Source organism: Planomonospora sp. ID91781 (assembly GCF_015711595.1).
GTDB lineage: Bacteria > Actinomycetota > Actinomycetes > Streptosporangiales > Streptosporangiaceae > Planomonospora > Planomonospora parontospora.
The window spans coordinates 672,055-685,144 of the sequence record NZ_JABTEY010000003.1; the positions used below are offsets into that span (position 1 = coordinate 672,055).

The following is a 13,090-nucleotide window of genomic DNA, read 5'->3' on the forward strand; positions in this document are numbered from 1 at the left end:
CCGGACACCCGAAACCGAGCCGATGTGATGGAAGGAGGATCCCGTCCGAGGATCATCACGAACCCCCGCCCCGACGACTCGGGGCGAGCCGGAACGCGACCTGCCCGCCATCCGGCGGGAGCCGCGCTCCGCAAGGTCCGTTTCCTCAGGACCCAACAGTGTGCCCGGAACCGCATGACCCCCCAGACCGCCGTTCCCACTCCCGACTCCTCTCCCGAAGAAGAGGCGATCAGGCGGTACTAGCCGGCCGGCGACCACGCCGAACCGAATAACCAGTGCTCCACTAATGAGCGCGCCGTGTGCAGAACACTCGCCTGCAGTCACAGCATGGACCAGAACCGCTTACGCAGGCCCTGGCCGGTGCTCCTTAGAAAGGAGGTGATCCAGCCGCACCTTCCGGTACGGCTACCTTGTTACGACTTCGTCCCAATCGCCAGCCCCACCTTCGACCGCTCCCCCCCACAAGTGGGTTGGGCCACGGGCTTCGGGTGTTGCCGACTTTCGTGACGTGACGGGCGGTGTGTACAAGGCCCGGGAACGTATTCACCGCAGCGTTGCTGATCTGCGATTACTAGCGACTCCGACTTCATGGGGTCGAGTTGCAGACCCCAATCCGAACTGAGACCGGCTTTTAGGGATTCGCTCCACCTCACGGTATCGCAACCCTCTGTACCGGCCATTGTAGCATGTTTGCAGCCCAAGACATAAGGGGCATGATGACTTGACGTCATCCCCACCTTCCTCCGAGTTGACCCCGGCAGTCTCCCATGAGTCCCCACCACCCCCGAAGGAGCGTGCTGGCAACATGGAACAAGGGTTGCGCTCGTTGCGGGACTTAACCCAACATCTCACGACACGAGCTGACGACAGCCATGCACCACCTGTCACCCGGTCCGAAGAGGGCCCTATCTCTAGAGCTTTCCGGGCGATGTCAAGCCTTGGTAAGGTTCTTCGCGTTGCGTCGAATTAAGCAACATGCTCCGCCGCTTGTGCGGGCCCCCGTCAATTCCTTTGAGTTTTAGCCTTGCGGCCGTACTCCCCAGGCGGGGCGCTTAATGCGTTAGCTACGGCGCGGAAACCGTGGAAGGCCCCCACACCTAGCGCCCAACGTTTACAGCGTGGACTACCAGGGTATCTAATCCTGTTCGCTCCCCACGCTTTCGCTCCTCAGCGTCAGGTAAGGCCCAGCAAGCCGCCTTCGCCACCGGTGTTCCTCCTGATATCTGCGCATTTCACCGCTACACCAGGAATTCCGCTTGCCCCTACCTACCTCTAGCCAGCCCGTATCGAATGCAGACCTGGAGTTAAGCCCCAAGCTTTCACATCCGACGCGACAAGCCACCTACGAGCTCTTTACGCCCAATAATTCCGGACAACGCTTGCGCCCTACGTATTACCGCGGCTGCTGGCACGTAGTTAGCCGGCGCTTCTTCTGCAGGTACACGTCAACTTCGTCCCTGCTGAAAGAGGTTTACAACCCGAAGGCCGTCATCCCCCACGCGGCGTCGCTGCGTCAGGCTTTCGCCCATTGCGCAATATTCCCCACTGCTGCCTCCCGTAGGAGTCTGGGCCGTGTCTCAGTCCCAGTGTGGCCGGTCGCCCTCTCAGGCCGGCTACCCGTCGTCGCCTTGGTGAGCCACTACCTCACCAACAAGCTGATAGGCCGCGAGTCCATCCCCGACCGAAAAAACTTTCCACCCGCAGGCCATGCGGCCGCGGGTCGTATCCGGTATTAGACCCAGTTTCCCGGGCTTATCCCAGAGTCAGGGGCAGGTTACTCACGTGTTACTCACCCGTTCGCCGCTCGAGTACCCCGAAGGGCCTTTCCGCTCGACTTGCATGTGTTAAGCACGCCGCCAGCGTTCGTCCTGAGCCAGGATCAAACTCTCCAAACAATGTCTGAACAGTTCCCATCCCGGCTGAAAGCATCCATGATGGATGATCCAACCAAAGGAATCCGTCCTCCCGACCCTCAGGGATCGGGTGGGACGGGGTTGTGCATCATGCACTGGCTTTTAGCACACTGTTGAGTTCTCAAGAAACGGACGCGTTCTCCGTCCGAGCGGACCGTGAGGCCACTCTCGCGGGGCGTTTCGTTCGTTCCGTTGTGTCTTTATTCTTTCAGATCCGCTTTTCCGTGTCAATTTGACCCGGTCTGGCCGATCTTTCTGGAATTCGGACCACCCCGTTTCCGAGGCAACCCCTCGAACTTACCCGAACATTCCGTTCGTGTCCACTCGCGTGGCCGCGACCGATCTGCCGAGGGTTTGGAGAGGGGTGCAGGGGCTCGCCCTGCGAGAAGAAACCTTAGCAGGGCTCGGGAGCAACATGACCAACTTGCCAACCATCCCCGAGGCTCGCGCGTCCCAAACCTGCCGGTGCGGACAACCAGACCGCAAGTCATCCGCAATCGCGCTCGGATACGAAGTAGGCACGAGGGTCAGGACTCTGACTCCGTCACGGAGGTGACCTTGATGACCCGCTCGGAGTTCGACGACATTCGCGCGCACATCGCCGCAGAAGCCGATCACCACGATGACCTCCTCCTGCTCGCCCGGTCCCTGCTGGACGATCTCGAGGCCGCACGGATGCGTGAGGCCACCCTCCGCTCCTACTACCTGCGCCTCCTCACCGCCGCCCGGGCGACGGCCGCCGCGGATGCCGCAGGCCATCCGGAGCCGCTCACGTTCCTCACCGCAGAACTCGGCGAGCGCGGCCAGCTGCCGACCGGCGAGGCGGAGGTGAACCGGATCCTGGCCGACGCCCGCACCGCGGCCGCCCTGGTCGCCTCCCTGGAACGGCTCCCGGCGCGGGAACAGGTTCCGCCGAGGACGACCGGGAAGGGAGCACGTGCCCGGAGGTGTGCCGGCACCAGCCGTACTCTCCCACGATGACCCGTTCCGCGTCGTTGACCTGGCCTTGAACCAAGATCTGTAAGACTTCAGGCATGTGGCAGCAGGGAATGAATTGGGCTGCGACGACCCTCGTGGGCGTCTTCGGCGTTCTCTGGGTCGGTGTCGTGGTCTTCGCAGCAACCGATGTGTCGATATGGGCCCGGATCGGACAGACCGCCTTCGGCTCCATCCTCACCGGGTGGGCCCTGTACAAGGCCGTCCTCCTGCTCCGCCATACCGAGCCGAAGTTCGCACCCCGCCACCGCCGGGTCAGGGGCTGAGGACGAGGAGCGTCAGGAGCCCGTCCGGAAAGCACGCAGCGTGTCGGCGACCTGCTGGACCGGCACTCCGAGGTCGAAACGACTCAGGAGGAAGAGCCCGTCCCGGGTCTCGATCTCCAGCAGCTCCGTCCGGGACGTGAAACGGGTCCGTGTGTCGACCCGGATCCGTTCGACCTGGCTCCACGGCACCCGTTCCGAGCCGGCGAAGCCCTTCGTCACCACGACACCCTCTCCGTCCGCGCTGAGCCGTACCGGGACCAGGAGGTCGCGCAGTGCGAGCACGGCGAGCATGACGGTCCCCGCGCCGGCCAGGAACATCCCGCGCACGTCACCCTGACTCAGCACGGTGGCCACCGCGAGGGCGAGCGCCCCCGCCGCCTTCAGGACGAGGATCTCGCGGCGCACGCGCCAGCGCAGCACAGGGGATCAGGACATGTCGGCCACCCTGGCACGTTACTTGCCCCGCGCGGCCGCCGCGGCGCAGGGAGCGCGGTCGATCGCGCGGAAACGACGAAGGCCCGGATCTCTGTGAGATCCGGGCCTTCCCTTGGTAGCGGGGACAGGATTTGAACCTGCGACCTCTGGGTTATGAGCCCAGCGAGCTACCGAACTGCTCCACCCCGCGTCGGTGTGTGTCTGAAGACTACCCGGCCCTGCGATGAAGGGCAAATCGACTCCCGGCGCAGATCGATCGCGCGGAAACGACGAAGGCCCGGATCTCTGTGAGATCCGGGCCTTCCCTTGGTAGCGGGGACAGGATTTGAACCTGCGACCTCTGGGTTATGAGCCCAGCGAGCTACCGAACTGCTCCACCCCGCGTCGGTGTGTGTCTGAAGACTACCCGGCTTCGGCGGTGGAGGCGAATCGAACGGTGCCGTGTCCCTACGAGGTAGGTGACGGCGAGGGTGCGGGTGTCCCCGAGGACGTCGGCGACGGGGTCGCCGCGGGTGTGGCCGAAGGACTCGGGCTCGCCGTCGGGGACGGGCTCGCGGCGGGGTTCGCCACGCCCTTCAGCTTCTCCAGAGCCCCCTGCAGGTTCTTCTGGGCCTCGCCGTACGCCTGCCAGTCCGGCGGGTTCTTCGCCAGGGCACCCTGCGCCGCCGTGTAGGCGGCCTGCGCGTCGGCGATCGCCTTGGCGAGCTCCGCCTCGGACAGGGCGGGCTGCTCGGGCTTGTCCTCGGCGGGGGTCTCCGGCTTGTCCTCGGCCGGGGTCTGCGGAGTGCCCTCCCCGAAGACCTGCTTCAGCGCGTCCTCGAGTGTGCCGGCGAAGCCGAACTTGTTCCCGTAGCCCACCAGCACCCGGCGGAGGATCGGGTACGGCTCCTGGCCCGGGCCCGGCGCGGTCTCCACGTAGACCGGCTCGATGTAGACCAGCCCGTCGGCGAACGGCAGGGTCAGCAGGTTGCCGTAGCGGACCTTCGCGCCGCCGATGTTGAGCAGGTTGAGCTCTCCGGAGAACTTGTTCCGGAAGTTGTTCTGCACCTGGCCCGGGCCGGGGATCGTGGTGTTGGACGGCATGCGCAGGATGCGCAGCTTCCCGTAGTTCTGCCCCGGCGTGGCGTCCACCGCCATGAACGCGGCGAGGTTGGGGCCCTGACGCGGCACGAACGTCGTGGTCAGCGAGAACGACGGGGCGGCCGCCCCCGGCATCTTGACCGACAGGTAGTACGGCGGCTGCTTGATGTTGCGCTCACCCGACGACGGGTCGTCGGGGACGTTCCAGAAGTCCTGGCCGCCGTAGAAGGCGTCGGGGTCGGTGATGTGGTAGCGGGACAGCACGTCGCGCTGGACCTTGAACAGCGCCTCGGGGTAGCGGACGTGCTGCAGGAGCTGCTGCGACATCTCGGTCTTCGGCTTGAGGACGCCGGGGAACGCCTTGCGCCAGGTCTGCAGGATCGGGTCCTTGTCGTCCCAGGCGTAGATCTGGACGGTGCCGTCGTAGGCGTCGACCACGGCCTTGGCCGAGTTGCGCATGTAGTTGATCCTGTCGCGCGGCTGCTGCACGGCCAGGCGCGGATCGGTCGCGGTGTCCCGCGTCATCTCCTCCAGGCTCTTGCTGGTGGAGTAGGGATAGGCGTTGGAGGTGGTGTAGGCGTCGATGATCCACACCACCCGGCCGTCGACGATCGCCGGGTAGGCGTTGTTGTCCAGGCTGAGGAACGGAGCGACCTTGGCGACGCGCTGGGCCGGGTCACGCTCGTACAGGATCTTGGACTTCGCGTTGACGTCGCCCGAGAGCAGCAGGTTGATCTCGCTGTACTTGGCCGCGTAGAGCATCCGGTTGAAGAACGAGCCGACGGGCACGCCGCCCTTGCCGGTGTAGGTGGTGTTCTGCTGGCCGGTGTTGCCGCTGCCGGGGTAGTCGAGCTCCTGGTTGCGGTCTCCGCCGACGACGACGTACGCCGGGGCGGTCGGGGACTCGCCGTAGTAGATCCTCGACTCCTTCAGGCCCGTCCGCTCCGCCAGGGGACCGGTGACCGGCATGTCCTTGGCGGTGAAGTTGGGCAGGCCCTCGCTGTCGACCTCGTTGCCGGGCGCGGCCACGAAGCCGTAGCCGTGGGTGTAGACCAGGTGCCGGTTGATCCAGTTGTTCTGCTCCGGCGGCGGGCCGGTCAGCTCGCGCACCGCCACCACCGTGTCGCGCATGTTGCCCGACGCGTCCGGGTAGCGGTCGACGTCCAGCGGATCGTGGAAGTCGTAGAAACCGCGGATCCGCTGCTTCTGCGCGTAGGTCTCGGCGACCAGGTTCGGGTCGAGCAGCCGCACACCGGAGATCGAGGTGTCGGCGGTGACGTTGGCCTTGCTCGCGTCGCCCTGCGCCGCGTAGTCGGTGACCTCGGCGTCGTTGACGCCGTACGCCTTCCGGGTGGCCTCGATGTTGCGCTTGATGTAGACCTGCTCGCGCGCCTGCTCGTTCGGCTTGACCTGGAACTGCTGGACGAGCGCCGGGTAGACCCCGCCGATCAGGATGGCGGAGAGCACCAGGAGGCCGAAGGCGACGCCGGGCAGCATGCCGCCGGGCCGTACGATCCCGGCGAAGAACAGCGCGGCACAGATCAGCGCGATGATCGCCAGGATGGTCTTGGCGGGCAGCACGGCGGTGACGTCGGTGTACGAGGCGCCGTGCACGAAGCCCCGGTCGGAGAAGACCAGGTCGTAGCGGTCGACCCAGTAGGCGACCGCCTTCAGCAGCACGAACACGCCGAGCAGCACCGACAGGTGCACCCGGGCCGCGCGGGAGGCGTGCACGCCGGGCGACTGGAGCCGGAACCCGCCGTACAGGTAGTGCACGATCGTGGCCGTCACGCCCGAGAGCACCACCGCGGTGAACAGGAAGTTCAGCACCAGCCGGATGAACGGGAGGGTGAAGGTGAAGAACGAGATGTCCATGCCGAACAGCGCGTCGTTCTCGTTGAACGGCGTGGCGTTGACGAACTCCAGCCAGGTCTTCCACTGGCCTGCGAAGGACGAGCCGGTGAACAGCGCGAGCACCGCGGCGCCGATGATGAAGATCATCTTCCGGTGCGGGTCGAGGGCCATCCGGTAGCGGTCGGCGCCGCTGGCGCCGCCGAACATGCCGGGGCCGAACATGGGCCGCATCCGGTAGGCGAGCAGCATGTTGCCGCCCACGATGCCGGCCATCAGCAGCGCGCCCACGATGAAGAGCACGATCTGCGTGACGACCACGCCGGAGAACACCGCCGTGTAGTCCACCGAGTCGTACCAGAGGTAGTCGGTGAAGATGCCGGCGAAGAGGAAGAAGAACGCCACGAGCGCGACGAGCGCGATCGCGACAGGAAGCATCAGTCGTGGCCGGCGGGGCAAGCGCATCGCCCTACCGGCTCCGGGGGTCCGGAAGCTCAAGGCCAACCCCTTGTCGTAAGAGCACGGTCCGTGTCTGGCAACCTACACCGGCGGGGGTTTCGTCGCGTTCAACCGTTCGGCACGGTGCGGACACGACCTCCGCGGGTCTCGGCTCAGTACGACCAACGCGCGAGAACCGCGATCAGTGCCCCACCGGCCGCATTCGTCGCGCCCGTCCCGGACGGCCCGGTCCCCGGTGCCCTGAGCCCGTGCTCCCGGTTCTCAGCCCGCCGAGCAGGCGGGCACGGCGCCCGAGCCGGTGCGCACCGCGTCGAGCGCCTGGACGGCCTCGTGGAGCGTCTCGACCTTGACCAGCCTGAGCCCGTCGGGGACCGCGGCGAGCGCCTCCGCGCAGTTGTCGGCGGGGGTGAGGAAGACCGTGGCCCCGGCCTCCCTGGCGCCCACCATCTTCTGCTGGATGCCGCCGATCGGGCCGACCCTGCCCTGGGGGTCGATCGTCCCGGTGCCGGCCACGGCCTTCCCTCCGGTCATCGCGCCGGGGGTGAGCTTGTCCACGATGCCGAGGGAGAACATCATCCCCGCGCTCGGCCCGCCGACGTCGCCGACGTTGATGTTGACCTCGAACGGGAACCTGTAGCCGGTCGCCATGGAGATGCCCACGATGGGCGTGCCGTCCGCGGACGCGGCGGTGGGCACGGTCACGGTCACGTCCTGGCCGCCGCGCCTGACGACGAAGGTCACCTGCTCCCCCGCCTTGTGCTTGCGGACGGCCTCCGAGACGGTCTCGCGGTCCTTGGCGGCCACGCCGTCCACGGAGACGATCTCGTCGCCCTGGGTGAACCTGCCGTGGGCGGGGAGGCCCTTCTGTGTGGCGGCGACCGTCACGAACGACGCGTAGGGGATCTTCAGCTCCGTGAGCGCCGCGGCGGTCGCGTCGTCCTGGGAGTTGGTCATCTCCTGGGTGTTCTGCTCCTCGACCTCCTCCGCGGTGGTCGCCGGAGGGAAGATCGTCTCCTCCGGGACGACCGCGATGGTCGGGTCGACCCAGCCCCGCAACGCCGTGAACAGGTCGATCCTGCTGCCGGGCCCGCCCTGGTAGGCGACCGTGACGAGGCTGAGCTTGCCTTCGGTCGGGTAGGTCGGACGCCCCTCGATGCTGATCACCGGAGTGCCCTTGACGTCGCCGATGGTGTTCTCCGTCGGCCCGGGGCTCAGCACGACGTACGGCACCGGCAGCAGGGTGCCGACGACGCCCAGCACGAGTGTGAGGAAGCCGGCCACCATGAGGGTCAGCGCACGTCGGGACATGGGGGAAAGCCTATGCGGTCCCGGAGGCCGGGCGAGATCGGCGGTACGGCGTTCGCATTCTTCGGTCGCGGGCTCTCAGCCGCGGGCTCTCGGTCGCGGGCCCGGGGTCGCGGGTGCCGGGTGCCGGCCGCTCACTCGCAGGCCCCGACCCACTCGGTCGTGCCGTCGGCGAAGAGCTGGTTCTTCCAGATCGGGACCTCGGCCTTGAGGTCGTCGATGAGGCGGCGGGAAGCGGCGAACGCCTCCTGCCGGTGGGGGCAGGCGACGGCCACGATGACCGCGATGTCCCCCAGCTTCAGATCGCCGACCCGGTGGACCGCGGCCAGCGCGGTGACCGGGAAGTCCGCGGCGACCTTCTCGGCCACCCGGTGCAGCTGCTCCTCGGCGCTCGGATGGGCCGAGTAGGACAGCCGGGTGACCGGCTTGCCGTGGTCCTGGTCGCGCACCGTCCCGACGAAGAGCGCGGTCCCGCCCGCGGCGTGGTCGCCCACCGCCGCGAACACCTCGTCCAGGGAGAGGGCGCTGTCGCGAATTCCCAGCAGCCGGATGACGTCCACGCCGGAAAGACTACCTCTCCGGCGTGGAGGACCGGCTGACGCACCGCTAGGTGCGGCGCTTCTTGCGGGCGACGCGGACGATCGCGGCGGTGCCGAGGACCGCGACGGTCGCGCCGGCCGCGGTGAGCGTGGCCTCCTTGCCGGACAGGCGGCGGCCGACGACCGCGTGCCTGCCCCCGCGGAGCTCCAGCAGCTGCGCGAACGCGGCCTCGTTGGTCCACTGGGGCTTCCAGCCCGCCTCGCGGAGCGCCGCGCAGTCGACCACCCAGGGGTAGACGACGTGGTGCAGGTCGGTGGCGGGCGCCGGGGTGACACCCAGCCGGTGCAGGCGCTGGGCCGTGCCGAAGGTCAGCCCGGCGGGCAGCTCCAGCCGGCGCAGCCCGGAGATCTCCTCCACCTGCTCCTGCTCCAGCCAGCCCTCCCCTCCCACCGCGACCACGCCGGAGACCATGCCGAGGGCGGCCAGTTCCAGCGCGGAGACCAGGTCGTCGACGTGGCAGAACTGCCAGCGGGGACTGCAGCCCTTCACGGTGAGCAGCCGGGGCGCCTCGAAGTGCCGGGTGACCACGCTGTCGATGCCCGGGCCGACCAGTGCGGCGGGGCGGAGCACGGTCACCTCCAGCCCCGGATGACTGCGGAGCGAACGCCTGGCCAGCGCCTCGATCTCCAGGTGGTCGCCGACCACGCCGGTGTCGGACTCGGCCGCCACGGGCGAGTCCTCCGGCAGGGGGACCGGGTTGTCGGGCGCCGCGCCGTACACCATGGCGCTGGTGACCAGCACGACGCGGCGCACCCGGGCGGCGGCGCTGGCGGTCAGCACCGTCTGCGCCGCGCGCAGGTTGTGGGCGCGCCGCTCGCCGGGGTCGGAGTCGAGTCCGTAGTCGGCGGTCAGATGGACGAGCACGTCGATGTCGGAGATCCGGTTCGCCAAGAGCGGATCTCGGACATCGATCACCCTCCACGTGACGTCGGGCACGTCGCCGCGTTGCTCGTCGATGGCCACCACTCTGCGGAAATCCGCAGACGAGGCGACCTTCGCGAGGAACGCGCGGCCGACGCCCGAGGCCGCGCCGGTGACGGCGACGACCGGGGGCCGGAGGCGTTTCGAGGTAGGCACCAGGTCCTCACTTTGCACTGATCCGCCGTGCGACGGATAACGTGGCGGATGTGGACTCCTCCATCCTGCACGAGGTAGAGCCGTGACTGACTTCCCAGGTCGGGAAAACGACCCCGACGAGAACCCGTTCGCCATGTTCGGCAACCCGGAGCAGATCGCCGCGGCGATGCGGCAGTTCGCCGACATGCTGTCCGCCCCGCAGGGTTCCGGCCCGGTCAACTGGGACATGGCCAAGAACATCGCCCGGCACGCGGTGGTCGCCGAGGGCGACCCGAGCGTGATGGAGGGCGAGCGCCGCCAGATCGCCGACGCGCTGAACCTCGCCGACCTCTGGCTGAACGAGGTCACCGCGCTGCCCAGCGGCGTGGGCTCGCCCCAGGCGTGGAGCAGGTCGGAGTGGATCGAGAAGACCGTTCCCGTCTGGCGGCAGCTCTGCGACCCGATCGCCGAGCGCATGGTCGAGACCATGGGCGGCACGCTCGGCGCGGCGGGGCTGCCCGCCGAGGCCCAGGCCATGGCGGGACCGCTGATGGGCATGATGAAGCAGATGGGCGGGATGATGGTCGGCCAGCAGATCGGCCAGGCCCTCGGTTCGCTCGCCCGCGAGGTGGTCGGCTCCACCGACATCGGGCTGCCGCTCTCCGGGGACGCCGCCCTGCTCCCGGGCGGGATCGCCGCGTTCAGCCAGGGGCTGGAGACCCCCGCCGAGGAGATCCACCTCTACCTGGCCCTGCGCGAGGCGGCCCACCACCGGCTCTTCCAGCACGTGCCGTGGCTGCGCGGGCACCTGCTCGGCGCCGTGGAGGAGTACGCCAGGGGCATCACGGTGGACGTGTCCGCCCTGGAGGAGCAGCTCCGCGGCCTCGACCTCAACAGCCCGGAGCAGCTGCAGCAGGCCCTCAGCGGCGGCAACCTGCTCAAGCCCGAGGAGACCGAGCGGCAGAAGGCCGCCCTGTCCCGGCTGGAGACGACGCTCGCGCTGGTCGAGGGCTGGGTCGGCACCGTGGTGGAGGCCGCCGCCGCCGGCAAGCTGCCGTCCGCCGCGGCCCTGGGCGAGACGGTACGGCGCCGCCGTGCGACCGGCGGTCCCGCCGAGCAGACCTTCGCCACCCTCGTCGGGCTGGAGCTGCGGCCGCGCCGCCTGCGCGACGCGGCCGTCCTGTGGAAGGCCCTGGAGACGGGCCGCGGCGTGGACGGCAGGGACGCGGTGTGGAACCACCCCGACCTGATGCCCACCGCCGCCGACCTCGACGACCCGGAGCGCTTCGTGCGGGGCGAGCCCGACTTCGACCTGTCGGATCTGGAGGCCTCGCTGCGGGAGGTGCAGGAGCCGGGAGACTCCGGGGACGACGAGGACGACGCCGGCGGCGCCAGGGACGACGGCGCGTGAGCCTTCCCGATCGGGGCGGCCTGCCCGGTCCCGGCGACCTCCTCCCCGGTGGGGACCCGCCCCCAGGTGTCCTGCATGCCGACGCGCGAGCGGTGCTGGGGGCGTGGCACGCGCCGACCGGCGCCGAGGAGGCACTGCGCCAGGAGTTCCTGGCGCACCTGCACGCCCACGGCGACGGGATGTACCGCGAGTGCGTGCCCGACCATCTGACCGCCACCACCGCGGTGCTCTCCCACGACGGGGAGCGCGTGCTGCTGACGCTGCACGGCAAGGCGGGGTTGTGGCTGCCGATGGGCGGCCACTGCGAGCCCGGTGACCTGTCCCTGGAGGCCGTGGCGCTGCGGGAGGCGACCGAGGAGTCGGGCATCCCCGGGCTGCGGCTGCTGCCCGGGCCGCTGGCCCTGGACAGGCACCGCGTCTGGTGCCATCCGCCGTTCAGCCACCACCTCGACGTCGAGTACGGCGCGGTGGCGCCCGCCGGAGCCGAGGCGGTGATCAGCGAGGAGTCCCTGGACCTGCGCTGGTTCCCGGTGGACGGGATCCCGGACCCCAGCGACGAGGCCACCCGCCGCCTGGCCCGCCGGGCCAGGGAGGCGCTGCTCTCCGGCTGATCGGACCGTTTTACGTACGTTTCACATGCCCTCGGATAGCGTCGTCCCCGCAGGGGGGCGATCGATGGATCAGAGCAACGTGGATGTGGACGTCTCGTCCGGGGGGGCCGCCGGCGGCGTGGTCGTGGTCCCCGCCCGGCGCCGGTGGCGTGTCTCCCGGACCTTCGCCTGGGTCGCGGTCGCGCCGTTCGCCCTGTGGGCCGTCGCCCGGGTGGCCGGGCTGGAGCGGGGGTCGCTGCCCACCCAGTTCATGACCGGCACGCCGTACGTGGCGGCGGGTTCGCTGGTGCCGCTGCTCGTCGGCGCGCTGGCCCGCAGCCGGACGGCCACGGCCGTCGCACTGGTCACCGCGGTCGCGCTCGGCTCCAGCGTGATCCCCAGGGCCGTGGGCTCCGCGGGGGCGGCGGAGACCGGGACCGGGACGCCGTTGCGGGTGCTGACCGCCAACCTGCTGTTCGGCGGCGCCGACGCGTCCGCCGTCGTGGACCTGGTCAGGCGGTTGCGTCCGGATGTGCTGAGCACCCAGGAGCTCACTCCGGAGATGGTGGAGAGGCTGGACGCGGCGGGCATCGCCGAACTGCTTCCGCACCGCGTGCTGCAGGCGGACTCGGGCGCGACGGGCAGCGGCCTGTACTCCAGGCACCCGCTGACCCCCCGCGCCGGGCTGTTCCGGGTGATCGGCCACAACATGCCCGCGGCCGTGGTCACACCGCCCGGCGCCGCTCCGGTGGAGATCGTCGACGTGCACACGTACGCGCCGATCGGCGAGCTGGTGGACGGGTGGGAGTCGGGCATCGAGGCGCTTCCGCCGCCCTCCCCCGGCACGCTCCGCATCCTCGCGGGCGACTTCAACGCCAGTCTCGACCACGCGGTGATGCGGGGCCTCCTGGACCGGGGATACGTCGACGCGGCCGACCAGGTCGGGCAGGGACTCGTCGCCACCTGGCCCTCCGGCAGGCGGATCCCGCCGATCATCACCATCGACCACGTCCTGGTGGACCGCCGGGTCCTCGTCAACGAGGTCGGGGTCCACACTCTGCCCGGCACCGACCACCGCGCCGTCTTCGCCGATCTCCGGCTGCCCGCCCGGCTCTCCCGGTAGTGCTT

Annotated in this window: 10 protein-coding genes, 2 tRNA genes and 1 rRNA gene; 5 read left to right on the forward strand and 8 right to left on the reverse strand. The window is 69.1% G+C overall.

The genetic code is table 11. The features are described from left to right. Positions 1-371: 371 nt before the first annotated feature. Positions 372-1,895 (reverse strand): 16S ribosomal RNA (locus HS048_RS33310). 579 nt (positions 1,896-2,474) lie between these two features. On the opposite strand from HS048_RS33310, the gene HS048_RS33315 reads away from it, so the two are divergent. Continuing rightward, positions 2,475-2,894, forward strand: a complete 420-nt coding sequence (locus HS048_RS33315) for a hypothetical protein (protein ID WP_196469851.1) — start codon at positions 2,475-2,477, stop codon at positions 2,892-2,894. 125 nt (positions 2,895-3,019) lie between these two features. Continuing rightward, on the forward strand, positions 3,020-3,175 hold the full coding sequence (locus HS048_RS33320) for a hypothetical protein (RefSeq protein ID WP_230882422.1): 156 nt from the start codon (positions 3,020-3,022) through the stop codon (positions 3,173-3,175). Positions 3,176-3,187: 12 nt separating this feature from the next. Here the strand turns inward: HS048_RS33320 and HS048_RS33325 are convergent, their stop codons facing one another. The 7 genes from HS048_RS33325 to HS048_RS33355 form a co-directional block, all read right to left on the reverse strand. Further along, entirely contained in the window at positions 3,188-3,595 is a 408-nt protein-coding gene (locus tag HS048_RS33325; RefSeq protein WP_196469852.1) for a PH domain-containing protein, read from the reverse strand. A gap of 128 nt (positions 3,596-3,723) precedes the next feature. Beyond that, positions 3,724-3,800, reverse strand: a tRNA-Met gene (locus HS048_RS33330). A 117-nt stretch (positions 3,801-3,917) separates the two neighbouring features. Beyond that, positions 3,918-3,994, reverse strand: a tRNA-Met gene (locus HS048_RS33335). 63 nt (positions 3,995-4,057) lie between these two features. Beyond that, a complete protein-coding gene (locus tag HS048_RS33340) occupies positions 4,058-7,006 on the reverse strand; it encodes a UPF0182 family protein (RefSeq protein ID WP_255529846.1) in 2,949 nt (982 codons plus the stop codon). A 255-nt stretch (positions 7,007-7,261) separates the two neighbouring features. Beyond that, a complete protein-coding gene (locus HS048_RS33345; protein ID WP_068901448.1) occupies positions 7,262-8,308 on the reverse strand; it encodes a PDZ domain-containing protein in 1,047 nt (348 codons plus the stop codon). Positions 8,309-8,439: 131 nt separating this feature from the next. Next, complete coding sequence (locus HS048_RS33350; RefSeq protein ID WP_068901446.1) at positions 8,440-8,865, reverse strand: molybdenum cofactor biosynthesis protein MoaE; 426 nt, start codon at positions 8,863-8,865, stop codon at positions 8,440-8,442. A gap of 46 nt (positions 8,866-8,911) precedes the next feature. Next, entirely contained in the window at positions 8,912-9,985 is a 1,074-nt protein-coding gene (locus HS048_RS33355) for an NAD-dependent epimerase/dehydratase family protein (RefSeq protein WP_068901523.1), read from the reverse strand. 79 nt (positions 9,986-10,064) lie between these two features. On the opposite strand from HS048_RS33355, the gene HS048_RS33360 reads away from it, so the two are divergent. The 3 genes from HS048_RS33360 to HS048_RS33370 all read left to right on the forward strand — a co-directional run bounded on the left by HS048_RS33360 (position 10,065) and on the right by HS048_RS33370 (position 13,085). Continuing rightward, positions 10,065-11,372: a zinc-dependent metalloprotease gene (locus HS048_RS33360; protein WP_374058805.1), complete on the forward strand. Its 1,308-nt coding sequence runs from the start codon at positions 10,065-10,067 to the stop codon at positions 11,370-11,372. Positions 11,373-11,443: 71 nt separating this feature from the next. Then, on the forward strand, positions 11,444-11,983 hold the full coding sequence (locus HS048_RS33365) for an NUDIX hydrolase (RefSeq protein WP_196469938.1): 540 nt from the start codon (positions 11,444-11,446) through the stop codon (positions 11,981-11,983). Between the two features lie 64 nt (positions 11,984-12,047). Next, positions 12,048-13,085 carry an endonuclease/exonuclease/phosphatase family protein gene (locus HS048_RS33370; protein WP_230882424.1) on the forward strand — a complete coding sequence of 346 codons (1,038 nt, stop codon included), beginning with the start codon at positions 12,048-12,050 and terminating at the stop codon, positions 13,083-13,085. Positions 13,086-13,090 lie beyond the last annotated feature (5 nt).